The 20,433-nt window shown below is 72.7% G+C and carries 26 protein-coding genes; 11 read left to right on the forward strand and 15 right to left on the reverse strand.

Annotated elements, in window-relative coordinates; genetic code table 11:
• Nucleotides 1–54 precede the first annotated feature (54 nt).
• Nucleotides 55–933 (forward strand): GDSL-type esterase/lipase family protein, encoded by an 879-nt coding sequence (locus V3C34_RS00645; protein WP_068424120.1) that lies wholly within the window; start codon nt 55–57, stop codon nt 931–933.
• Nucleotides 934–949: 16 nt separating this feature from the next.
• On the opposite strand, the gene V3C34_RS00650 is transcribed toward V3C34_RS00645, so the two are convergent.
• From V3C34_RS00650 to V3C34_RS00670, 5 genes are all read right to left on the reverse strand, one after another.
• Nucleotides 950–1,378: a heat shock protein transcriptional repressor HspR gene (locus tag V3C34_RS00650; protein WP_346007786.1), complete on the reverse strand. Its 429-nt coding sequence runs from the start codon at nt 1,376–1,378 to the stop codon at nt 950–952.
• Nucleotides 1,379–1,439: 61 nt separating this feature from the next.
• Complete coding sequence (locus V3C34_RS00655) at nt 1,440–2,462, reverse strand: DnaJ C-terminal domain-containing protein (RefSeq protein WP_068328563.1); 1,023 nt, start codon at nt 2,460–2,462, stop codon at nt 1,440–1,442.
• 21 nt (nt 2,463–2,483) lie between these two features.
• Nucleotides 2,484–3,125 carry a nucleotide exchange factor GrpE gene (locus V3C34_RS00660; protein ID WP_068424116.1) on the reverse strand — a complete coding sequence of 214 codons (642 nt, stop codon included), beginning with the start codon at nt 3,123–3,125 and terminating at the stop codon, nt 2,484–2,486.
• The gene (gene dnaK / locus V3C34_RS00665) at nt 3,122–5,008 is read right to left on the reverse strand and encodes a molecular chaperone DnaK (RefSeq protein WP_346007787.1); all 1,887 of its coding nucleotides are present in this window, start codon (nt 5,006–5,008) and stop codon (nt 3,122–3,124) included. Before dnaK ends, V3C34_RS00660 begins: the two co-directional genes overlap by 4 nt.
• Before the next feature lie 192 nt (nt 5,009–5,200).
• Nucleotides 5,201–5,983, reverse strand: coding sequence for a DUF427 domain-containing protein (locus tag V3C34_RS00670; RefSeq protein WP_346007788.1), 783 nt, complete (start codon nt 5,981–5,983; stop codon nt 5,201–5,203).
• Nucleotides 5,984–6,072: 89 nt separating this feature from the next.
• On the opposite strand from V3C34_RS00670, the gene V3C34_RS00675 reads away from it, so the two are divergent.
• Both V3C34_RS00675 and V3C34_RS00680 read left to right on the forward strand, forming a co-directional pair.
• Nucleotides 6,073–6,327: a type II toxin-antitoxin system Phd/YefM family antitoxin gene (locus V3C34_RS00675; protein WP_068328548.1), complete on the forward strand. Its 255-nt coding sequence runs from the start codon at nt 6,073–6,075 to the stop codon at nt 6,325–6,327.
• 1 nt (nt 6,328) lies between these two features.
• Nucleotides 6,329–6,586, forward strand: coding sequence for a Txe/YoeB family addiction module toxin (locus V3C34_RS00680; RefSeq protein ID WP_068328544.1), 258 nt, complete (start codon nt 6,329–6,331; stop codon nt 6,584–6,586).
• Nucleotides 6,587–6,637: 51 nt separating this feature from the next.
• Here V3C34_RS00680 and V3C34_RS00685 read toward each other — a convergent pair whose 3' ends face one another.
• Together V3C34_RS00685 and V3C34_RS00690 are read right to left on the reverse strand one after the other, a co-directional pair.
• On the reverse strand, nt 6,638–7,345 hold the full coding sequence (locus V3C34_RS00685) for a spermidine synthase (protein ID WP_346007789.1): 708 nt from the start codon (nt 7,343–7,345) through the stop codon (nt 6,638–6,640).
• 23 nt (nt 7,346–7,368) lie between these two features.
• Nucleotides 7,369–8,172 (reverse strand): HalD/BesD family halogenase, encoded by an 804-nt coding sequence (locus tag V3C34_RS00690; RefSeq protein ID WP_346007790.1) that lies wholly within the window; start codon nt 8,170–8,172, stop codon nt 7,369–7,371.
• 61 nt (nt 8,173–8,233) lie between these two features.
• Between V3C34_RS00690 and V3C34_RS00695 the strand changes: the two genes are divergently transcribed.
• From V3C34_RS00695 to V3C34_RS00705, 3 genes are all read left to right on the forward strand, one after another.
• Nucleotides 8,234–9,598, forward strand: coding sequence for a TrkH family potassium uptake protein (locus tag V3C34_RS00695; protein WP_211596814.1), 1,365 nt, complete (start codon nt 8,234–8,236; stop codon nt 9,596–9,598).
• Nucleotides 9,591–9,998 carry a potassium channel family protein gene (locus V3C34_RS00700; protein ID WP_068424108.1) on the forward strand — a complete coding sequence of 136 codons (408 nt, stop codon included), beginning with the start codon at nt 9,591–9,593 and terminating at the stop codon, nt 9,996–9,998. The genes V3C34_RS00695 and V3C34_RS00700 overlap by 8 nt, the downstream gene beginning before the upstream one ends.
• Nucleotides 9,999–10,073: 75 nt before the next feature.
• Nucleotides 10,074–10,589 carry a hypothetical protein gene (locus tag V3C34_RS00705; RefSeq protein ID WP_346007791.1) on the forward strand — a complete coding sequence of 172 codons (516 nt, stop codon included), beginning with the start codon at nt 10,074–10,076 and terminating at the stop codon, nt 10,587–10,589.
• Here the strand turns inward: V3C34_RS00705 and V3C34_RS00710 are convergent.
• Complete coding sequence (locus V3C34_RS00710) at nt 10,565–11,305, reverse strand: hypothetical protein (RefSeq protein WP_346007792.1); 741 nt, start codon at nt 11,303–11,305, stop codon at nt 10,565–10,567. The two genes, V3C34_RS00705 and V3C34_RS00710, sit on opposite strands and share 25 nt — an antisense overlap.
• Nucleotides 11,306–11,378: 73 nt before the next feature.
• Between V3C34_RS00710 and V3C34_RS00715 the strand changes: the two genes are divergently transcribed.
• Nucleotides 11,379–11,954 (forward strand): GNAT family N-acetyltransferase, encoded by a 576-nt coding sequence (locus V3C34_RS00715; RefSeq protein ID WP_170307560.1) that lies wholly within the window; start codon nt 11,379–11,381, stop codon nt 11,952–11,954.
• Here the strand turns inward: V3C34_RS00715 and V3C34_RS00720 are convergent.
• Genes V3C34_RS00720 through V3C34_RS00735 form a run of 4 tightly spaced genes read right to left on the reverse strand, consistent with a single transcriptional unit; the run spans nt 11,875 to nt 13,920 of the window.
• Complete coding sequence (locus V3C34_RS00720; RefSeq protein ID WP_346007793.1) at nt 11,875–12,504, reverse strand: class I SAM-dependent methyltransferase; 630 nt, start codon at nt 12,502–12,504, stop codon at nt 11,875–11,877. The genes V3C34_RS00715 and V3C34_RS00720 overlap by 80 nt on opposite strands.
• Complete coding sequence (locus tag V3C34_RS00725; RefSeq protein WP_068424098.1) at nt 12,504–12,710, reverse strand: CDGSH iron-sulfur domain-containing protein; 207 nt, start codon at nt 12,708–12,710, stop codon at nt 12,504–12,506. The genes V3C34_RS00720 and V3C34_RS00725 overlap by 1 nt, the downstream gene beginning before the upstream one ends.
• The gene (locus V3C34_RS00730) at nt 12,707–13,702 is read right to left on the reverse strand and encodes an iron-containing redox enzyme family protein (RefSeq protein WP_338537407.1); all 996 of its coding nucleotides are present in this window, start codon (nt 13,700–13,702) and stop codon (nt 12,707–12,709) included. The genes V3C34_RS00725 and V3C34_RS00730 overlap by 4 nt, the downstream gene beginning before the upstream one ends.
• A complete protein-coding gene (locus V3C34_RS00735) occupies nt 13,699–13,920 on the reverse strand; it encodes a hypothetical protein (RefSeq protein WP_068328521.1) in 222 nt (73 codons plus the stop codon). Before V3C34_RS00735 ends, V3C34_RS00730 begins: the two co-directional genes overlap by 4 nt.
• Before the next feature lie 87 nt (nt 13,921–14,007).
• Here V3C34_RS00735 and V3C34_RS00740 point away from each other — a divergent pair, with 87 nt between their 5' ends.
• From V3C34_RS00740 to hrpB, 4 genes are all read left to right on the forward strand, one after another.
• Nucleotides 14,008–14,775: an SDR family NAD(P)-dependent oxidoreductase gene (locus tag V3C34_RS00740; protein WP_068424094.1), complete on the forward strand. Its 768-nt coding sequence runs from the start codon at nt 14,008–14,010 to the stop codon at nt 14,773–14,775.
• A complete protein-coding gene (locus V3C34_RS00745) occupies nt 14,772–15,320 on the forward strand; it encodes a DUF1697 domain-containing protein (RefSeq protein ID WP_068424092.1) in 549 nt (182 codons plus the stop codon). The genes V3C34_RS00740 and V3C34_RS00745 overlap by 4 nt, the downstream gene beginning before the upstream one ends.
• Before the next feature lie 351 nt (nt 15,321–15,671).
• A complete protein-coding gene (locus tag V3C34_RS00750) occupies nt 15,672–16,073 on the forward strand; it encodes an aromatic ring-opening dioxygenase LigA (RefSeq protein WP_255218341.1) in 402 nt (133 codons plus the stop codon).
• 83 nt (nt 16,074–16,156) lie between these two features.
• A complete protein-coding gene (hrpB, locus tag V3C34_RS00755; RefSeq protein ID WP_346007794.1) occupies nt 16,157–18,664 on the forward strand; it encodes an ATP-dependent helicase HrpB in 2,508 nt (835 codons plus the stop codon).
• A 92-nt stretch (nt 18,665–18,756) separates the two neighbouring features.
• Here hrpB and V3C34_RS00760 read toward each other — a convergent pair whose 3' ends face one another.
• The 3 genes from V3C34_RS00760 to V3C34_RS00770 are packed head-to-tail and all read right to left on the reverse strand — an operon-like array spanning nt 18,757 to nt 20,404.
• The gene (locus V3C34_RS00760; protein WP_068328512.1) at nt 18,757–19,203 is read right to left on the reverse strand and encodes a hypothetical protein; all 447 of its coding nucleotides are present in this window, start codon (nt 19,201–19,203) and stop codon (nt 18,757–18,759) included.
• Nucleotides 19,200–19,700, reverse strand: a complete 501-nt coding sequence (locus V3C34_RS00765) for a mycothiol transferase (RefSeq protein ID WP_068424086.1) — start codon at nt 19,698–19,700, stop codon at nt 19,200–19,202. The genes V3C34_RS00760 and V3C34_RS00765 overlap by 4 nt, the downstream gene beginning before the upstream one ends.
• Complete coding sequence (locus tag V3C34_RS00770) at nt 19,700–20,404, reverse strand: DsbA family protein (RefSeq protein ID WP_068424084.1); 705 nt, start codon at nt 20,402–20,404, stop codon at nt 19,700–19,702. Before V3C34_RS00770 ends, V3C34_RS00765 begins: the two co-directional genes overlap by 1 nt.
• Nucleotides 20,405–20,433 lie beyond the last annotated feature (29 nt).

The following is a 20,433-nucleotide window of genomic DNA, read 5'->3' on the forward strand; positions in this document are numbered from 1 at the left end:
TCGTCCTGCGGGTGAACTCCCGGCGGCGGGACGGCGAAGGGAGCCCCCGCCCCCTTGATCCGTGGGCAGGCCGCCACCAGCATGACGAAGGACATGAGCGGGCTCTTCGTCGCCGTCGGCGACTCCTTCACCGAGGGCGTGGGTGACCCCAACCTCCACTACCCCAACCAGGTGCGCGGGTGGGCCGACCGACTCGCGCGGCAGCTCGGGCGGGCGGACCCGACGTGGCGCTATGCCAACCTCGCGATCCGCAGCAAGTTCCTCGACCAGGTCGTCGACGACCAGCTGGACGCGGCCCTCGCGCTGCGGCCCACGCACATCTCCTTCTGCGCCGGGGGCAACGACCTGCTGTCCCTGCGCGCGGACGTCACCGCCATCGCGGAGCGCTACGAGCGGGCCCTCGTGCGGCTCGTCGGGTCGGGTGCCGAGGTCATCGTCTTCACGACCTTCGTGCCGCAGGCGACGGGGCTGCTCAAGCCGCTCACCAAGCGGGTGCACGCCTTCAACGCCGCGATCCGCGACCTCGCGTCGACCCACGACGCCACGCTCGTCGACCACGACCTGCTGCGCGAGTACGACGACAAGGCCCTGTGGTCGCTCGACCGGATACACATGGCCCGGCCGGGCCACAAGCGGATGGCGGCCGTCGTCGCGGAGGCCCTCGGCGTGCCCCACACGCTCAAGCTCAGCGACCTCGTGACCGGCGACCAGCCCGGGTGGCGGCACTCCGTGCGCGTCGAGGCGGAGTTCGTCCGCGACGAGGTCGTCCCGCTCGTGCGGCGGCGGCTGCGGGGCGAGTACGAAGGGGACACGACCCGCCCGAAGTGGCCCGAGCCGATCCACCCGAGTGACGGGATGAAGCGGCTGGCCGCGGAGCAGGCCGCCGTCGAGCGACGGTTGCGGGAGTGGGGCGACCTGCTCGAGCGGGTGTGACGGCGCGAAGGGAGGGTCAGCCCACCTGCCGCACGACGAGCGCCTGCCCGCCGCTGCGGGGTCGCGGCCGCTGGCCGCGGCGCAGCACGACGATGTCGCCCTGCGAGCCGACGGCGAAGAAGCGCCGCCCCTCGCCGAGCTGCTCGCGCGCGGCGTCGAGCTCGTCGTCGAGCTCGTCGACCCGGGCGCGCAGCACCTCGACCTGGTGCTCGAGGTCGAAGATGCGCTGGATCGCCGCGAGCGAGACGCCCTCCTCCTGGGAGAGGCGCTGCACCTCGCGCACCCGGGTGACGTCGGCGGCGCTGTAGCGTCGGCCGCCACCCCGGGTGCGCGAGGGCGTGACGAGCCCGATCCGGTCGTACTGGCGCAGCGTCTGCGCGTGCATGCCGGCGAGCTCGGCGGCAACGGAGATGGCGTAGACGGGCGTGCGGTCGTCACCACTCATGGCGGATCCGTGCAATGTGCCCACCTCCCTTCGTCATCGGTGCGTCACCAGTGCGTCGCGGTCAGGCGCTCGCGGCGGCGAACAGCGCGGCACGCGGGTCGTCGGTGCGGGCATCGCGCAGGACCTCGACCGCCTCGCGCTCGGCCTCGCTGAGCTCGGTCGGCACGATGATCTGGACCTTGGCGAGCAGATCGCCGGTGGCCTTCTTCGTCGCGATGCCGCGTCCCTTGAGCCGCAGGACGCGGCCGCTCGGGGTCCCCGGCGCGATCCTGACCTTGACCTGCGACCCGTCGAGGGTCGGCACGGCGACCGTGGCACCGAGGGCGGCCTCGGCGAAGGTCACCGGCAGGTCGAGGGTCAGGTTGTCGCCGTCGCGGCCGTAGACCGGGTGCTTGCCCACCGACACGGTGAGGATGAGGTCACCGCGGGGCCCGCCCTGGTCGCCGTGACCTCCCTTGCCGCGCAGACGGATCTTCTGGCCGTCCTTGACGCCGGCAGGGATCCTGGCGTTGACCTTCTCGCCGTTGACGGTCAGGGCGATGGTGCGCCCCTCGACCGCGTCGCGGAAGGACAGCTCGGTGCGGGCGGTGAGGTCCTGGCCCTTGACCGGGCCCCGCGGGGCGCGGAAGCCCGCGCCCTGCTCGCCGAAGCCGGCGCCGCCGCCCCCGCCGAACATCGACAGGATGTCCTCGAGGTCGGGCTCGCCCGCCCCACCCCCGGCGAAGGGGGAGCCGCCGCCGGTGCTGTAACGCACCCGCGAGCCGCCCCCTCCCCCGCCGAAGGCGGAGAAGATGTCCTCGAAGCCTGCGCCCCCACCCGGGCCACCGGCGGTGAATCGCGCACCGCCGCCGGCCATCGAGCGGATGGCGTCGTACTCACGACGCTGCTCCGGGTCGGAGAGCACGGCGTGCGCCTCGCCGACGTCCTTGAACTTCTGCTCGGCGGCGTCGTCCCCGGCATTGCGGTCGGGGTGGTACTGCTTGGCGAGCTTGCGGTAGGCCTTCTTGATCTCGGCGGTATCAGCGTCCTTGGCGACACCCAGGACCGCGTAGAAGTCCTTGTCCAACCAGTCCTGACTGGCCATGTCTCCTCCTCTCGGTGGTGGTTACTGCGGGTCGGCGACCGCGACGCGGGCGGCGCGCAGGACGCGCTCGCCGGCGCGGTAGCCGGGCTGGAGCACGGTGACGACCGTCGTGGCCGTCGCGTCGCTCGGCAGCTCCGGGTCGGAGGCGTCCCACGCGCCGTGCATGAGGGCCTCGTGCACGTTGGGGTCGAAGGCCTCGCCCTTGACGCCCACGCGCTCCAGACCCTGCTTGGTGAGGACCTGCTCGAGCTTGTCGGCGATCGCGCGGAAGGGGGAGCCCTCCGGCAGGTCGCCGTGCTGCTCGGCGAGGTGGATCTCGTCGAGGACCGGCAGGAGCGACTCGAGCAGGTCGTGGACGGCGCGCTCCTTGTGCACCGGGAGGTCCCGGTCGACGCGACGCTTGTAGTTGACGTACTCGGCCTGGAGGCGCAGGTAGTCGTCCTGGAGCTGGTCGGCGCGGGCCGTGTCGGGGTGGACCTCGGCGTCTCCGGTGGCCTCCCCTTCGCCCGGGGCGGTGGCCCCGTCGGCCGGGGTGGCCGACTTGGGCGCAGCGTCGGCCGCGTCCTCGTCGACCACCTCGGCCTCGACGACCTGCTCCTCGGCCTCCGGGTTCGCCGCGTCGGCGGTCACCTCGGGCTCGATCGGCTGGTTGGGGTCGGTCACTTCTGCTCCTCGTCGTCGTCGACGACCTCGGCGTCGACGATGTCGTCGTCACCCTCGGGAGCGGGCTGCTCGGCGCCGGCGTCGCCGCCGGGGGCCGCGCCCTCGCCCTGCTCCGCGGAGGCCGCGTAGAGGGCGGCGCCCATCTTCTGCGACTCCTCGTTGAGGGTGTCGACCTTCTTGGCCAGCTCCTCGACGCTCACGCCGGACTCCGGCTTGAGGGCCTCCTTGAGGTCGGCGAGCGCGTCGTCGACGGGCTTGCGCTGCTCGTCGGTCAGCTTGTCGCTGGACTCGGAGAGGAACTTCTCGGTGGAGTAGACGAGGTTTTCCGCGTTGTTGCGGGCCTCGGTCTCCTCGCGCCGGGCCTTGTCCTCGTCGGCGTGCGCCTCGGCCTCCTTGACCATGCGCTCGATCTCCTCCTTCGACAGCGCAGAGCCGCCGGAGATGGTGATCTTCTGCTCCTGGCCGGTGCCCCGGTCCTTGGCCGTCACGTGGACGATGCCGTTGGCGTCGATGTCGAAGGTGACCTCGATCTGCGGCACGCCGCGCGGCGCCGGCGCGATGCCGGAGAGCTCGAAGGTGCCGAGGTTCTTGTTCTGCTGCGCGATCTCGCGCTCACCCTGGAAGACCTGGATCAGCACGGAGGACTGGTTGTCCTCGGCGGTGGAGAAGACCTCGGAGCGCTTCGTCGGGATGGCGGTGTTGCGCTCGATGAGCTTGGTGAAGAGGCCACCCTTGGTCTCGATGCCGAGGGAGAGCGGCGTGACGTCGATGAGCAGGACGTCCTTGCGCTCGCCCTTGAGGACACCGGCCTGCAGGGCCGCGCCGAGCGCGACGACCTCGTCCGGGTTGACGCCCTTGTTGGGCTCCTTGCCCCCGGTCAGCTCCTTGACGAGCGAGCTGACGGCCGGCATGCGGGTGGAGCCACCGACGAGGACCACGTGGTCGATGTCGGAGACCTGGACGCCCGCGTCCTTGATGACGTTCTCGAAGGGGGTCTTGGTCCGGTCGAGCAGGTCCTTGGTCATCTGCTCGAAGTTCGCACGCGAGAGCGACTCGTCGAGGTGGATGGGGCCGTTCTCGCCCATGGACAGGTACTGCAGGTTGATCGACGTGGTCGAGGAGGAGGAGAGCTCCTTCTTCGCCTGCTCGGCGGCGTCGCGCAGACGCTGCATGGCGATCTTGTCGCCGGAGAGGTCGACGCCGGTGTTGTTCTTCACCTGGGTCAGGAGGTGATCGACGATGCGCTCGTCCCAGTCGTCGCCACCGAGCTGGTTGTCACCGGAGGTCGCGCGGACCTGGATGGTGGAGAAGCCGTCCTCGGGGTCCTTGCCGACCTCGAGCAGGGAGACGTCGAAGGTGCCGCCACCGAGGTCGAAGACGAGGATGAGCTCGTCCTCCTTGCCCTTGTCGAGGCCATAGGCCAGGGCGGCCGCCGTCGGCTCGTTGACGATGCGCAGGACGTTGAGGCCCGCGATCTCGCCGGCCTCCTTGGTGGCCTGGCGCTCGGCGTCGTCGAAGTAGGCGGGGACGGTGATGACCGCGTCGGTGACGTCCTCACCGAGGTAGGCCTCGGCGTCGCGCTTGAGCTTCTGCAGCGTACGAGCGCTGATCTCCTGAGCGGTGTACTTCTTGCCGTCGATGTCGTCGGTCGTCCAGTCGGTGCCCATGTGGCGCTTGACCGAGCGGATGGTGCGGTCGGCGTTGGTCACCGCCTGACGCTTGGCGATGTCGCCGACGAGGACCTCGCCGCCCTTGGAGAAGGCGACGACGGACGGGGTGGTGCGGCCACCCTCGGCGTTCGGGATGATCGTGGGCTCGCCACCCTCGAGGACGGCGACGGCAGAGTTGGTGGTTCCGAGGTCGATGCCAACGGCACGGGCCATGGGGCGCTCCTTTGTTCGGGTGGTCGAGGTGGTCTCCCCGACGCAAGTTGAGTTGCTGCTGCTCAACCTAGGAGCCGGTCCGCGACCTGCGCAAATCCGGCGCCCAAAAGTTGAGTTCACCTCGCTCAACTACGGACGAAGGGGGTTCATTCCCGCCCTTCACCCAGCGCTCACCCAGCGCTCACCCGGCGCTCACCCGGCGCCCGGGCGCTGCTCGCTCCTGCTGAAGGGCGACTCGGGCCGCTCGAGCAGGACCCCGTCGACGCGCAGGTCGACGAGCTCGTTGTAGAAGCAGACCCGCCCCTGGACCGCTTCGACGGCTCGCAGGGGGGAGGAGTAGGACCAGGCGATGTCGGCGAGCTCGGGCGGGCCCGGCCACGTCCAGTACCCGTCCGCCGTGCCCTTGTAGGGGCACGCCGAGGTGGTGTCGGTCGCGACGAGCAGGTCCAGCCGCACGTCCTCGCGCGGGAGGTAGTACCGCGTCGGCAGGTCGGTCTCGAGCAGGAGCACGGGCGCGTCGCTCACCGCGAGCACCTGGTCGCCCACGCTCACCTCGACGTGCCGGGAGCTGCGCAGGGTCTCCACCCGCTTGTGCGGGTCGCGTGGGTGCAGGCCGACGCTCTCGTCCTCCTCGGTCCACGACAGGCGGTCGGGCTCCCACGTGAGGACGACCCGGTCCGGCAGGTCGGCGAGCCGCCACGCGCCGCGCGGGACGACCTCGTCGCCTGCGACGACGTCGACCCAGTCGTCGACCCGTGCGTGCGGACCGAAGAACCACTCGCCCGGGTAGCCGGCGTCGCGGTCCGCTGCCGGTCGCAGGACCCCCTGCGCGATCTCGTCGGAGGCGAAGCCGTAGACCGGCGGGAAACCCGGCTGCCACACGAGGAGGGGGTCCCGGGACTCGACGAGGACGACGTCACCCAGCCGGCCGCGAACCCGCTTGTCGATCCACTCCGTGCTCAGCTCATCGCTCATCCACCGAGTTTGGCATCGAAGGGTGGACTCGGCCCCGCTCTTGCCACCCTGAAGGCCCAGACGTACGCTTATCTGTACAGGAGGTCACCATGAAGACCATGAGCTACACGGAGTCCCGGGCGCGCTACGCAGAGGTCCTTGACGGGGTCGTCAACGACCGCGAGGAGGTCGTCATCACGCGCGCCGGGCATGACCCCGTCGTGATCGTCTCCCTGGACGACTACGAGTCCCTCCGCGAGACGGCGTACCTCATGCGATCGCCCCGCAACGCGCGCCGGCTGCTCGATGCCATGGAGCGTCTCGAGAGCGGTCGGGGCGGGCCCCACGAGCTCATCGAGGAGTGAGTTGCTCCTCGTCTGGGACGAGCATGCGTGGGAGGACTACGTGTGGTGGCAACGCCAGGACCGCAAGGTCCTCAAGCGCATCAACACCTTGCTGACGGACATCCAGCGCAATGGCAACGACGGCATCGGCAAACCTGAGGCACTCAAGCACGACTTCGCCGGGTACTGGTCTCGTCGCATCACCGATGAGCATCGGCTCGTCTACAAGGTCGTCGACGACGAGATCCGTATCGCCGCCTGCCGGTACCACTACGGCTGACTCGACCGGTCCAGGCCTCGCGACCATCCTCGCCCGGACGCACCTCGCCCATCAGACCGCGACGTACACCGTGTTGCTCGACGTGCCGCCCGTGAGGAAGTTGTCGAAGTCCACGACGTGCGCCCGGACCCGGTCGAAGACCCGCTCGAGCAGCGCGCAGAACCCGTCGTCCGGCGGGTCGTCGGACCAGAGCGCGAAGACCCCGTCGGGACGCAGGTGACGCTTCAGGCGGCGCAGCCCGTCCTCCGTGTAGAAGGGGGCGTGGTCGGGGTGGAGCAGGTGGTGCGGCGTGTGGTCGATGTCGAGCAGCACCACGTCGAAGGTCCTGCCCGGCGTCTCGACGTCGAAGCCCGCGTCGGACGCCGCGAGCTCGAAGAAGTTGGCCAGCTGCAGCCGGGTGCGCGGGTCCCGGACCAGCGCAGCGGCGTCGGGCAGCAGCTCGCGCTCGTGCCAGTCGATGACCTCCGGCATGGCGTCGACGACGATCATCGAGCGCACCCGCTCGTCCTCGAGCGCGGCGCGGGCGGTGCACCCGAGCCCCAGGCCGCCGACGACGACGTCGAGGTGCTCCCCCTTCGCCTGCGCCAGACCGAGCCGGGCGAGCTCGATCTCGGCGGCCGTGAAGAGGCTCGACATGAGGAACTCGTCGCCGAGCTTGACCTCGTAGACGTCGACCTCGAGCGTCGGCTCGACCCGACGTCGCAGGCTGATCTCGCCGCGGGGCGTCTCGCTCCAGGCGAGCTCCTCGAATCGTCGCATCGCCCCAGTCTGCCCTGCGGCGCTCAGCGCGAGGTCCGTCCGTAGAAGATCTCGGAGGTCAGGTCGGACAGGCGCATGTCGGGACGTACGCCGTAGGTGAGGACCGAGTTGATCCTCGGACGGCTGCCCTCGACGGGGGTGACGCGGTGCAGCGCGTGCTCCCCGCGGAAGAAGGCGAGCGACCCCGGCGCGGCGGGCAGCACCTGGAGGCCACCTTCGTCCCCGTCGAGGACGCGCCGCACGCCGTCGTGGCTGTCGTCGTCCTCGCTGCGCAGCCCCGGCACGTAGACGAACTCGCCTCCGCGCTCGGCCGGCTGGTACATGACCGTGACCGAGAACTCGGAGTTGTCGAAGTGCCACCCGAGCTCCTCGCCCGGGTGGAAGGCCGTGACCTGGAAGGCGTCGAGCGGGTCGGCGGAGCGGTACAGCGCGTCCTTGCCGAGGACGGCGGCGATGAAGTCCGTGAGCTCGTCCGACTCGTAGAGGCGCCGCACCGGCGCCTCCGCGGGGATGCGGTCGTAGGCGTAGCCGTGCTTGGCCGAGCGGACCTGCCGGCGAAGGGGGTGACCCGGGTCGAGCGTCTCGTCCGGCTCGGTGAAGTACACGGTGTGGGGACGGTCCGTGGCCCAGGCCTCGTCCGCGACCTGCTCCGCGACCTCGACCATTCGGGCGACGGCCTCGGGCCGGATGAAGCCGGGCAGGTTGCACACGCCCGCGGCGTCGAGCTCGGCCCGGCAGCGCCGCACCAGGTCCTGCCCATCCGCCGACCCGAGCTCGTGGATCGGGTAGCGCTCGAGGTCCACGACGTCGGCGTGGGTGGGAGTCATTGTCGGCCCCTTCCATGGCGGTCGGACCATCCTGCCGCACGAGGGAGTAGCGTGTCCGCCCGTGGGCCAGGCCGCGACCAACACTCACCTGCTCAACCGTCTGGTGGCGAACCCCGCCCGGACGGTCATGCTCGGCTTCGCCGTGACGATCGCCGTCGGCACGTTGGTCCTGATGACCCCCTTCGCCTCGCAGTCCCGCGAGGCCACCGACCCGCTCACCGCGCTCTTCACCGCGACCTCCGCGACCTGCGTCACCGGTCTGGTCACGGTCGACACGGCGACGCACTGGTCGACCTTCGGTGAGATCGTCGTCCTCGCGCTCATCCAGCTCGGGGGTCTCGGGGTGATGTCCGCCGCCACGCTGCTCGTCATGCTCATCGGTCGTCGGCTGAGCGCTCCCGCCACCGTCCTCACCGGCGCGGAGGCGCGCTCCATGTCCGACCGCAGCCCGGCCCAGGTGCTCGTCGGCGTCCTGCGGTTCACGCTCACGGTCGAGGTGGCCACCGCGGCGGCCCTCGCCGTCCGGCTGCGCATCGCGTACCACGAGGACTGGGCGACGGCGCTCTACTCGGGGGTCTTCCACGCGGTCTCGGCCTTCAACAACGCCGGCTTCGGCCTGCACCCCGACAGTGCCGTCTCCTGGGCGCAGGACCCGTGGATGTGCCTCCCGCTGATGCTGTCGGTGATGATCGGCGGTCTCGGGTTCCCCGTCTGGTGGGAGATCCTCAAGCACCGAGGTCGCCGATCTCGACGGTGGACGACGCAGGCGACGATCACGATCTGGGGCTCCGTGGTCCTGTGGCTCGTCGGCACGGCGCTCCTCGCGGGCTTTGAGTGGGACAACGCCGACACGCTCGGGCCGATGGGCACGGGCGGCAAGGTCCTCAGCGCCGGGTTCCAGTCGGTCGTCGCCCGCACCGCCGGGTTCAACAGCGTCGATGTCGGTGCGCTGCACCAGGAGAGCCTGCTCCTCCTCGACGGCCTGATGTTCGTCGGTGGCGGGAGCGCGGGCACCGCGGGCGGCATCAAGATCACGACCTTCGCCCTGCTCGGCTTCGTCATCTGGGCCGAGCTGCGGGGAGAGCCGACCGTGCGCGTGCTGCGGCGACGCGTACCGCAGGACAACATCCGCCAGGCGCTCACCGTCGCGCTGCTCGGCGTCGGCCTGGTCGTCGCCGGCACGGCGGCGCTGCTCGTCGTCACGCCCTTCAGGCTCGACGTCGTGCTCTTCGAGGTGATCTCGGCCTTCGCGACGGTCGGGATGTCCACCGGCATCACGGCCGACATCCCACCGGTGGGCCAGCTCGTGCTCATCGGACTCATGTTCCTCGGGCGCCTCGGCCCGATCACGCTCGGCGCCGCCCTGGCGCTGCGCAACCGACCCCGGCGCTACGAGGTGCCGGAGGAGAGGGTCCTCATTGGCTAGGCACGACGTCGTCGTCATCGGGCTCGGCCGCTTCGGCGCGGCGCTCGCCCTCCGGCTCGAGGACGAAGGGAGGCACGTGCTCGGCGTCGACGTCGACGAGCGTGTCGTCGCCTCCCTGGCCGAGGAGCTGCGTGATCTCGCGATCGCGGAGGCACGCGACGAGGAGACGCTGCGGCAGCTCGGCGTCGGCGCGGAGACCCTCGTCGTCCTCGGGATGACCAATGTCGCGGCCTCGCTGATGACGGCCACCGCGCTCAACGAGCTGGGCGTGCGCGAGGTCTGGGCCAAGGCCGGCTCACGGCAGCACGTCGAGGCCCTGCGCAGGCTCGGCGTCGCCCGGATCATCCAGCCCGAGCGCGAGGCCGGGTTGTCGATGGCGAAGGAGATCCTGCGTCGGTGACCGGGGGTTGACCGCCGTCGCGACGGAGGGCCCACCGGGTGGTCACCACCGCCATCCGTGAGGAGCGTCGAGGGCATGGCGACGACGACCGCAACCACTGCACCGACGACGATCCGCTGGGCCGAGCGACCACCGCAGGACTGGGCCGTGCTCGCCGCCTGGGGCACCCTGCTCGCGAGCCTGCCGAGCGCACTCTGGCGGCTGCTGATGATCGGCGGCGCCCTGCCCGGCACGGATGAGCTGCGCCGGCTGCACGAGGGGGAGGTCGGGTACGTCCTCGGGCTCTCGATCACCCAGGTCCTGTGCGGCGTCCTCGTCGTGGGGCTCGTGCGGCCGTGGGGCGAACGCTGCGTCGGGGTCGCGATCCACCGCTCGGTGCCGGTCGCCCTCGGCGCCCTCGGCGGTCTGGCGATGACCTACCTCTTCACGATCTCGATGGCCCTCGGGCTGCTCGCCGGCCGTCGTGCCGACGAGGGCACGGTGCACGACGGCGCCCTCGTGCTCATGGTCGTCGCGTACGCCCCGATGCTGCTCTTCGGGCCGCTCACGCTCGTCGCGACCGCGGGCTACGCGCTGCGGCGGCGCCGCTGACCCGTCGTCCCGGGATGCAGGTCGGCCAGTCGCCGGGCCTCGCTCTCGCGGGCCGTCCTCGTCACGAAGCTCTCGCGACGGGTGAGCACCGAGACGGTGGCGACACCGAGGACGAGGAGCCCGAGCGCCCCGGGGACCAGGGCGGCGAGGGCCCGCCCGGTGGAGTCCGTCGACGTGTCGCCCACGGCCAGGCGCGGGGGCAGGAGACCCGCGTCGTCCCTCAGCACCGCGACACGGGACCCCGCCCTCGGGACGACGTAGCCCGGGTACGGTCCATCAGTCATCCCGGTGGAGTACCCCCGCTCCCGGGTCCCGTCCTCGAGCTCGAAGAGGACCGACGGCGGTTGGTTGCCGCGAGGGTGCGCCTCGACGACGGTCGCGCTCGTGCGCTCCGAGCCCAGGGTCCCGTAGCCGGCGACCACGCCCAGGTAGACGAACCCGGGCGCGGCGACGAGCGCGAGGAAGCAGAGGCCGAGCACGACGGGGTGCCACCGGTGGCTCACCTGCAGCAGCAACGCGACCATGAGGACGAACCACACGACGATCAGCACGACGGCGAGCGGGTTCACGCTGAAGATCCCCGCATCGAGCCCGGGGAAGACCAGCGCCGCGCTCGCCCCCAGCAGGACCGCCCACGTGAGTGCCACGAGCACGACGCGGCTGCGCCGCCGCATCCCGTCGACGTGGGGGAGGTCGACGGGGTCGCTGGAGGTCATGCCGTCGATCATGCCGTCCCGAGGCGGTCGGCGCCGGCCCACGGAGCCGGTCCCCTCGGTGACAATGGCCCCCGTGACCGTGCTGATCCGACCCCGCCGTGACGACGACCTCCCAGCCCTCGGGCGTGCGCTCGTCGAGCAGCAGGCGGCGTCCGGCTACCCGCACCGCCGACCGCTGCCGATGCCGCCGGAGGACTTCATCGCCCGGTCCGGCACGCTCTCAACCTGGACCGCGGAGGTCGACGGCGCACCGGTCGGCCACGCCGCGGTCCTCCCCGTGCGCGTCGACGGCCACGAGCCCGAGCTCGCCCGGCTCTGGAGCGACGGCCACGGCCTGCCCGCCGAGCGGCTCGGCGAGATCGGCGTGTACTTCACCTCCAGCGCCGCGCGCGGCACCGGCGTCGGGGCCGCGCTGATGCGCACCGCCCTGGCAGACCTCGACGAGCGCGGGCTCGCGCCGTGCCTCGACGTCGTCTCCAGCGGTGCGGCCGTCGACTACTACCGCCGCCGGGGGTGGGTCGAGGTCGGCGCCACCCGCCCGTCCTGGCTCGCGGACGACGCCGCCGACGTCATCGCGATGATCCTGCCGGCGGCCCGGGACGACGCAGGCACGCCACGACCCCTCGGGGGTACTCGCGCACCTCGGTGAGCACGAGGCCGTCGGGCAGCTCGATCGCGTGGGCCTGCTCCGCGGTGCCGAGCTGCAGCAGCGCCGCGCCGTCGGCGTGGAGGTGCGCGGCGATGACCTCGACGCACTGCCGGGCGATGTCGAGCCCGTCGGCACCACCGTCGATGGCCCCGGGTGGGTCCTGGGGATAGGTGCCGATCGACGCGTGCGGCACCCAGGGAGGGTCGGCGACGACGAGCGGGTAGACCTCACCGGGGGCGACCACCTCGGACAGGTCGCCGCAGCGCACCTCGACGCGATCGGCCATGCCGACGCGCCCGGCGTTGGCCCGGATCGTCTCCGCCGCGATCTCCTCGCGGTCCACGGCGACGAGCACCCGGGCGGAGCCGCGCACCGCCGCAAGACCGATGTGGCCGGCTCCCGAGCACAGCTCGAGGACGGGGCCCTCGGGCAGGTGCGGCAGCAGCTCCGACGCCCAGTCGGACTGGGCCCGGGTCCACTCGCGGGGCTCGAGCAGCCGCTCGTCCGTCTCGAGATCCATCCCGGCGAAGGCGAACGCGGTGCGCGCCATCAGCGACCTCGCTTCGCCGCGACGACCTTGTGCGTGCCGTCGCACCACGGCGCCCGGCCACTCATGCCGCAAGCGCACACGGCGACGACCGGCCGGGTGACCTCGTGCTCGACGCCGGAGGCATCCCGCACGACCTCGGCCCCCCGCACGAGGAGCGGCCCGCCGGGGCAGCGCTCCACGGACACCTCGGCCCGCGCGGGCCTCACGCCGAGACCTCGGCGACGCTGCCGGCGCGCCACAGCTCCAGCTGCTCGCGCGCCGCGAGCGCGTCGAGCTCCAGGCACGCCGCGACGCCGAAGAGCACGTCCTCACGCAGCTCCGGCTCCGCGTCGACGAGCGGCACGCAGATGCTGCGGATGGCCAGCTGCTCGTGCACGGCGTCCGCCTCCACGTGCTCGTCGTAGTACGCCTCGACCTCGTCGGGCAGGCCGAGGCGCCGGGCGCCGGCGGCGATGCGACGGCAGGGCACGGAGCTCGTGGACTCGAAGGCCGCGAGGTGGCCCATCGCTGCCCCACGCCAGCGCCGGGAGAGGCCGAGCACGAGCATCGTGGTGTTGACGGCCAGGGTGCTCGCGCGGGCCTCGTCGAGGTACGCGCCGTAGGTGGGGTCCAGGCCGCAGGCCTGCAGCGCCTGCGCGAAGAGCAGCGAGTGCAGACGCGCCGGGCGCCCGGCGCCGAACTCGTCGTACTGCAGCTCGGCGAGCGCGACCTTGGCCGGCCCGTCCAGCCGCGGCACGACGAAGGCGTGCGGGTCCGACTCGGCCAGGTGGTAGATGCTGCGCTGCCGCAGGAACTCGTGGACCTGGTCGACGTCGGCCCGACGTGCCAGGAAGTCCGCGAGCGAGGGCCCGTCGTCGTCGGCGAGCAGGGCGGCGATCTGGTCCGCGAGGTCGGCACCGTCGTCGACGCGCGCGAGCCGCTCTCGGGTGAGCTCCCGCAGGGCCGCCAGGTGGGCGTCCTCGAGACCGCGCCGCAGCCGCAGGACCTCGGGGTCACCTTCCAGGCCCGGGTCGACGCCCTCGAGACCGCGGTGGTGCAGCTCGAGCAGCAACCACAGCGCCAGCTGCACGTCGTCGTCCCCCAAGACGTCCACCCCGGCGCTGCCAGGCGCCGGACCGGGGCCGGCCGGACGGCCCTGCAGGACCTCCAGCACGTGCTCGCTCACCGGGCCGCGCGGCCCGGGCAGGGGTGCGCTCACTCGGTGTCCCTGCCCACGCCGTGGTCGACGGACTCGTCGACGTCGCCGTGCTCGGGGGAGACCTCGGCCTCCTTCGCCGACTGGTCCTCCTGCGGGGCGTCGGCCGACGGCGGGACCCCTTCGCTCTGCTGGTAGGCCTCGTCCACGTCGGTGTCGCGCAGGTTGCTCGTCTCCGAGACCTGACCGCCCTCGTCGCCGCCGTCCGCTTGCTGGCTCATGGCGCACTCCTCTCGCTGGTTGCCGCTCCCCTACCCGCCCCGCGGCGACCCATTCCTGCGGGACCGGGCGGGTCGTAGGGTACCGCCATGAGCCGCCACGTCCTCGTCACCGGAGCCTCCCGCGGCATCGGCCGTGCGGTGGCGCAGGCCTTCGCGGAGCAGGGTGATCGGGTCGCGGTCCACGTGCGCTCCGCGGTGGACGAAGGGGAGGCCACCCGCGCCTCCCTCCCGGGCACCGGCCACGCCCTGCTCGTCGCGGACCTCGGCGACGCGGCCGAGGCGGGAGCGCTGCCGGCGCAGGCCGAGGAGGCTCTCGGCGGACCGGTCACCGTGCTCGTCAACAACGCGGGCATCGCCACCGACGCCGGGCTCGCGCACCCACCCGCGACGACGGACCCCGCGGCCTGGCGGCAGCGTTGGGAGGCCTACCTGCGCATCAACACGCTCGGCACCGCGATCGTCACGCACGCGATGACCTCCCGGCTCGTCGAGCTCGGGCTGCCGGGCCGGGTGATCTCCATCGGGACGCGGGGGGTGCACAAGGGCGAGCCCGAGTTCCCCGCGTACGCCGCGAGCAAGGCCGCGCTGCACGCGATGGACGCCTCGCTCGCCGTGGCCCTGGCGCCGCACGACATCGCGGTCGCGACCGTCGCACCCGGGTTCGTCGAGACCGAACGGGTCGCGGACCGACTCGCCTCCCCGGCCGGGGACGAGATCCGGGCGGGCTCCCCCTTCGGTCGTGTCGGTCGTCCCGAGGAGGTCGCCTCCGCGGTGCTCTGGCTCGCCTCGCCGGAGGCGGTCTGGGCGTCCGGCGCGACGCTCGACCTCAACGGCGCCTCCCACCTGCGGCCATGACGCGCTACGTCGCGCTGCTCCGCGGGATCGCCCCCTCGCTGCCCAACAACTCCAACGCCCAGCTGCGCGCCGTCGTCGAGCGCCTCGGGCACGCGCGCGTAGAGTCGGTGCTGGCGAGCGGCAACATCCTCTTCCGCAGCGAGCAGGCCGACGTGCCCGAGCTCGAGCGGACGATCCAGCAGGCGCTCGTCGACGACCTCGGCATCGGCGGCGGGACGATCGTCCGCGAGCTCGGCGAGCTGCAGGCGCTCCTGGCGCGCGACCCCTTCGACGGGCTGGTGCACGGCCGCGGGACCTACCTCGTCGCGACCTTCCTCAAGGACGGGCACGAGCCCCCGAGCACGATCCCGGACGACCCGGACCCGCTCGTGCGGGTCGTCGGCTTCGACGAGGAGGCGCGCGCCTTCCTGGCCGTCATCGACAACGGGGACCCGGGGCGGACCCCGGACTTCATGCGCTGGCTCGACCGGACCTACGGCAAGGACATCACCACCCGCACCTGGCTCACGGTCCAGCGCATCGTCACCCGACTCGCCGCGCCCTGATCCCCCTTCGTCCCGCGCGCTCCATGACCGCCGGTCTGCATTCCCCTAGGGCAATGCAGACGAACGGTCGCGGCCGGTGCGAGGATCTGCGGGTGCCGGTGGGGGCGCTGGCCTGGCCCACCCCCTTCGCTCCGTGACGACGCGCCTGAGCCCGACCGGCCGCGTCCCTCCCACCGTCTGATCCGCAGCGCGAAGGGGAGCTCCCTCGCTTTGCCAGCCATGTACTACACCCAGTAGTATTTGAAGTGTCATCCTCCGCGATGGACGCGCCGCAGGCTCCCTGCCACACCTCCTTCTCGGGACCCCTCGAACGACCCAGAAAGGCACTCCGCCATGCGCAGCAGCCGCACCATGAGCACCCTCCTGATGATCCTCGGCGCCGTCTTCATCATCGCCGGTGCAGGCACGTACGTGATGACGAGCCAGGAGCTGAGCAACGCCAACATCACCGTCGCGGACGACGCCGCCTTCCTCGCCGGCGACGACGTGAACGGCCCGTTCTCCGCCTACGCCCAGGCCCAGATCATCGACAAGCACGCCCTGGCCCTGACCGAGGGCAAGACCTACGCCGAGCTCGGCCGTGAGGACCCGCTGCGCGAGGTCGCGATGTCCGCCTCCTTCCTGCGGGCCTCCCTCTTCACCTCGGTCGTCGCCTTCGGTGTCGCCACGATGGCCATGGGTGTGGGCCTCGGGATGATCTTCGGTGGCCTGGGCCTGCGCGGCCGCGCCACCGAGGCGCCCACGGTCGCCTGACCCGACCAGCGCACCCTGCGAAGGTCCGGCCCCCCTCCCCGGGGCCGGCCCTTCCGCGTCCCCGCTCGTGCGAGGCTCGGTGCATGACCGACCTCGACCTGCCGGCCATCGGTGCGGGGCTCCCCTTCGCCGAGGCGCTGGGTGACCTGCGCGCAGCGGTCGAGGAGCGCGGGGTCGCCGTCGTCCAGGCCCCACCCGGCTCCGGCAAGACCACCCTCGCACCGCCGCTCGTCGCCACCCACGTCACCGGTCGCGTCGTCGTCACCGGCCCGCGCCGGGTGACCGTGCGCTCGGCCGCCCGACGCCTCGCCCACCTCACCGGCACACCGCTCGGGGGGCTGGTCGGCTACACCGTCCGCGGCGAGCGCCACGTGCAGGCCGGCACGAGGATCGAGTTCGTCACGCCGGGCGTCCTCCTCCGCAGGCTCCTCGCCGACCCCGAGCTGACCGGCACCGCCGCGGTCGTCCTCGACGAGGTCCACGAGCGAGGGCTCGAGGGCGACCTGCTGCTCGGGATGCTCGCCGAGGTCCGTCAGCTGCGGGAGCTGCCGCTCGTCGCGATGTCGGCGACCCTCGACGCGCCGGCCATCGCCCGCCTGCTCGACGACGCCCCGGTCGTCGTCAGCGAGGGCGCCCTCCACCCGCTCGACGTCGTGTGGGCGCCCGCCACCGGCCCCCGGACCGACGCGCGCGGGGTGACGCGGGAGTTCCTCGACCACGTCGCCGCGACGACCGCCCACCACCATGACGAAGGGGGCGACACCCTCGTCTTCGTCCCGGGCGTCCGCGAGGTCGACCGGGTCGTCGAGCAGGTGCGCGGCCTCGTCCCGGGGGCCGAGGTCCTGCCCCTCCACGGTCGTCTCGCCCCCCGCGAGCAGGACCGGGCGACTGGGGAGGGTCAGGGTGATTCGTCGCGAATCATCGTCTCCACGGACCTCGCCGAGTCCTCGCTCACCGTCCCCGGCGTGCGGCTCGTCGTCGACGCGTGCCTGTCGCGCGAGCCCCGTCGCGACGCGGCCCGTGACATGTCCGGCCTCGTCACGGTGCAGGCCTCTCGGGCGTCGATGACCCAGCGCGCGGGTCGGGCCGCGCGGCTCGGCCCGGGGCGCGCCGTCCGGCTGATCGAGGCGTCGGCGTGGTCGCGGGCGCCCGAGCACGTCACGCCCCAGATCACGACGGCCGACCTCACCGGCCCCGCGCTCACCCTCGCGGCATGGGGGTCACCCCGGGCGGAGGGCCTGCCGCTCCTCACGCCCCCACCGGCCACCGCGATCACCGCCGCCGAGGCCACCCTGCGCGGCCTCGGTCTCGTCGACGACGACGGCCGGATCACGCCGGACGGGGAGGCTGCGGCCCGCGTCCCGGCCGACCCGCGCCTGGCCCGGGCGCTGCTCGACGGCGCCCGGCTCGTGGGGACGACCGCTGCGGCCGAGGTCGTCGCCGCCCTCTCCGACGACCTGCGCAGCGAGGACGGCGACCTGGACCGCCTCGTCGCCGAGCTGCGCTCGGGGCGCGCCCGCGAGCCCGGTCGCTGGCGGAGGGAGGTCGAGCGGCTGACCCGTCTCGCCCCCTCCGGAGGCGGGGAGACCACGTCCGACCCCGTCGGCCTCGTCGCGGCGCTCGCCCACCCCGGCCGCATCGCCCGCCGGGTGGGTGACGGGCCGACCTACCTGCTCGCCTCCGGGACGCGCGCCGCGCTGCCGGCGGGGAGCCCCCTTCGTCATCACGAGTGGATCGTCGTCGCCGACGTGGCCCGCGCCGACGGCCGGGTCGCGGCAGGGACCGGCGCCGTCATCCGCCTCGCCGCCGGGCTCGCCCGCGACGAGGCGGAGACCGCCGGGGCAGGGCTACGCGTCCGCGAGGTCCGCGCCGACCTGGGCGAAGGGAGGGTCACCGCCCGCGAGGTCGACGCCATCGGGGCCATCGAGCTCAGCTCCACCCCCGTCCGCGCCGACCCGGCGACCGGCGCCCGGGCCGTGGCGCGCGCCCTGACCACGCAGGGTCTCGGCCTGCTCACCTGGTCCCCGTCGGCCGATGTGCTGCGACGACGCCTCTCCTCCCTGCACCACCACCTCGGCGACCCGTGGCCGGACGTGTCCGACGACGCCCTGACGTCCCGCATCGAGGAGTGGCTCGGTCCCGAGCTGCACCGCATCGCCGGGGGGACGCCGATCGGACGGATCGACCTGACCGACCCGCTCCGGCGGCTGCTGCCCTGGCCCGAGGCGGCCCGGCTGGACGATCTCGCCCCCGAGCGCCTCGCCGTCCCCAGCGGGTCGACCGCCGCCGTCACCTGGCCGCCGCACGACGAGGCCGCTGCCGCACCGGTGCTCGCGGTCAAGCTGCAGGAGTGCTTCGGGCTGGCCGAGACGCCGCGGCTGGTCGACGGGCGCGTGCCCGTGCTCTTCCACCTGCTCTCACCGGCCCGGCGCCCGCTCGCCGTGACCGACGACCTCGCGAGCTTCTGGTCCGGCCCGTACGCCCAGGTGCGTGCGGAGATGCGCGGCCGCTACCCCAGGCACCCGTGGCCGGAGGACCCGTGGACCGCTCCGGCGACCGCGCGGACGAAGAGCCGTGAGCACAAGAGGTAGTGCTGGTGCATCTCGTGGCAGATCTGACCACCTCGTGCACCAGGACGACCCTTCGTGCACGCGATCACAGCGCCGCTCCCCCGCCGGGTGGGTCAGCCCAGCAAGGTCCGCAGCACCCGGCGGTAGCCGGGGGCCGCCACGCGGGCGGCGAGCCACTCCAGGCGACGCAGCGGCCGGGGCAGCCACGGCAGTGCCACCTGCTGGCGCCAGGTGATCCGCGTGCCGCCCGACCCTGCAGGAACGACGTCCACCTCGATGCGCCCGCCGAGCAACCGGCCGGTCTTCACGACCACCGCACGCCCGGGCTCGGCGACCGTGGGTGGGCGCCACTCCTCGATCCGCATCGTGTCGTCGAAACCGAGCCGACCGAGCGCGGTGCGGCCGGTGAACCCGGCCCCCACCGCGAGGGCGGTCGCCGGCGGGTCGAGCGCGACGCGGGTGAAGGGGATGACCGTCGTGTGGCGGTCGAGGTCCCAGATCCGGTCCCATGCGACCGCGGGCGCCAGGTCGGTCTCGACCCTCGCGACGAATTCGCTCATGGGAGCAACCCCTTGAGGTAGGCGGCCTGGCCGATGTGCTGGGTGTCGTCGTCGATGACGCTCACCAGGCGCACCCCGAGGGTCACCGGCGGGTCCCAGCGCGTGTCGACGACCCGGTCGAGGTCTGCCTCGGTGAGGCCACCGACCCAGGCGCGGGTCTGGTGGTGGACGGCCTGAACGTAGCGGGCGAGCAGCTCCGCGGGGGCGCGCACCTCGGCGACCTGGGCGGACGTGTGCCCGTAGCCGGTGTCGTCCTCGTCGAGGTCGAGATCGAAGAACTCGATGAATCCCCGTGCAGCCCAGACCTGCTGGAGCCCGGCAGCATCGGCGAGGTGGTCGTCCTGGACCCGCATGGCGTGCCACACGAGCCACGCGATGGAATTGGCGTCCGGCGTGATGCGGTGCGCGAGCTGGTCCTCCGTGAGCCCGTCGAGGACGGAGAGGGCGCCATCGTGCACCCGCCCGAAGGAGTCGAGGAGCAGCTCCGCGGGCGTCATCAGATGGCGCAGCCGTCGGGGCCGCACGCCTCCGCGTCGCTCGACCCGTCGACGACCTGCAGGGCGGGGGCCTGCTCGGCGAGCGCTGTGTCGATGGCCTGACGGAAGACCTCCGGCGGCTGCGCCCCGGAGACCGCGTACTTCATGTCCACGACGACGAAGGGGACGCCCGTCACCCCGATCTGCCGGGCCATGTCGATGTCGGACGCGACGGCAGCCTGGTACCGGCGGTCCTCGAGGGCCGCGCGGATCTCCCCTTCGTCCAGCCCGGCGCCGACACCGACCCGCACGAGCTGGTCGACGTCGCCGATGTCCATGCCGTGCTCGAAGTGCCCGGAGAGCAGCGCCTCCTTGACGGCGTCGGCGAGGCCGCGCTCCTTGGCCAGGTGCAGCAGCTCGTGGGCGCGTGCGGAGTTGGCGACGACCAGCGTGTCGAAGTCGTAGGCCAGACCCTCACCGGCCGCCTGCTCGGTGACGTGGCCGAACATCTGCCGGACCTGCTCGACCGGCATGCCCTTGCGGGAGGCGAGGTACTCGACCTCGGTCCCCTCGTAGTGCTCCGGGAGCGTCGGGTCGAGCTGGTAGCTGTGCCAGGTCACCTCGATCTCGTCGCGCTGCGGGTGGTCGGCCAGCGCGGTCTCGAGGCGGCGCTTGCCGATGTAGCACCACGGGCAGGCGATGTCGGACCAGATGTCGATCTGCATGCCGGTGCCAACACCGCTGCGCGCGGGGA

This window comes from Janibacter terrae (assembly GCF_039636765.1).
GTDB lineage: Bacteria > Actinomycetota > Actinomycetes > Actinomycetales > Dermatophilaceae > Janibacter > Janibacter terrae.

Bases quoted from the DNA above. Each gene is read 5' to 3' on its own strand.
- V3C34_RS00740 (WP_068424094.1), top strand. From the start codon at position 14,008: ATGAGCCGCCACGTCCTCGTCACCGGAGCCTCCCGCGGCATCGGCCGT.
- V3C34_RS00685 (WP_346007789.1), bottom strand. From the start codon at position 7,345: ATGCGACGATTCGAGGAGCTCGCCTGGAGCGAGACGCCCCGCGGCGAG.
- V3C34_RS00655 (WP_068328563.1), bottom strand. From the start codon at position 2,462: ATGGCCAGTCAGGACTGGTTGGACAAGGACTTCTACGCGGTCCTGGGT.
- V3C34_RS00770 (WP_068424084.1), bottom strand. From the start codon at position 20,404: ATGCAGATCGACATCTGGTCCGACATCGCCTGCCCGTGGTGCTACATC.
- V3C34_RS00735 (WP_068328521.1), bottom strand. From the start codon at position 13,920: ATGAGCCAGCAAGCGGACGGCGGCGACGAGGGCGGTCAGGTCTCGGAG.
- V3C34_RS00745 (WP_068424092.1), top strand. From the start codon at position 14,772: ATGACGCGCTACGTCGCGCTGCTCCGCGGGATCGCCCCCTCGCTGCCC.
- V3C34_RS00710 (WP_346007792.1), bottom strand. From the start codon at position 11,305: ATGACCTCCAGCGACCCCGTCGACCTCCCCCACGTCGACGGGATGCGG.
- dnaK (WP_346007787.1), bottom strand. From the start codon at position 5,008: ATGGCCCGTGCCGTTGGCATCGACCTCGGAACCACCAACTCTGCCGTC.
- V3C34_RS00765 (WP_068424086.1), bottom strand. From the start codon at position 19,700: ATGACGCCCGCGGAGCTGCTCCTCGACTCCTTCGGGCGGGTGCACGAT.
- V3C34_RS00750 (WP_255218341.1), top strand. From the start codon at position 15,672: ATGAGCACCCTCCTGATGATCCTCGGCGCCGTCTTCATCATCGCCGGT.
- V3C34_RS00690 (WP_346007790.1), bottom strand. From the start codon at position 8,172: ATGACTCCCACCCACGCCGACGTCGTGGACCTCGAGCGCTACCCGATC.
- V3C34_RS00705 (WP_346007791.1), top strand. From the start codon at position 10,074: ATGGCGACGACGACCGCAACCACTGCACCGACGACGATCCGCTGGGCC.
- V3C34_RS00760 (WP_068328512.1), bottom strand. From the start codon at position 19,203: ATGAGCGAATTCGTCGCGAGGGTCGAGACCGACCTGGCGCCCGCGGTC.
- V3C34_RS00720 (WP_346007793.1), bottom strand. From the start codon at position 12,504: ATGGCGCGCACCGCGTTCGCCTTCGCCGGGATGGATCTCGAGACGGAC.
- V3C34_RS00650 (WP_346007786.1), bottom strand. From the start codon at position 1,378: ATGAGTGGTGACGACCGCACGCCCGTCTACGCCATCTCCGTTGCCGCC.
- V3C34_RS00670 (WP_346007788.1), bottom strand. From the start codon at position 5,983: ATGAGCGATGAGCTGAGCACGGAGTGGATCGACAAGCGGGTTCGCGGC.
- hrpB (WP_346007794.1), top strand. From the start codon at position 16,157: ATGACCGACCTCGACCTGCCGGCCATCGGTGCGGGGCTCCCCTTCGCC.
- V3C34_RS00675 (WP_068328548.1), top strand. From the start codon at position 6,073: ATGAAGACCATGAGCTACACGGAGTCCCGGGCGCGCTACGCAGAGGTC.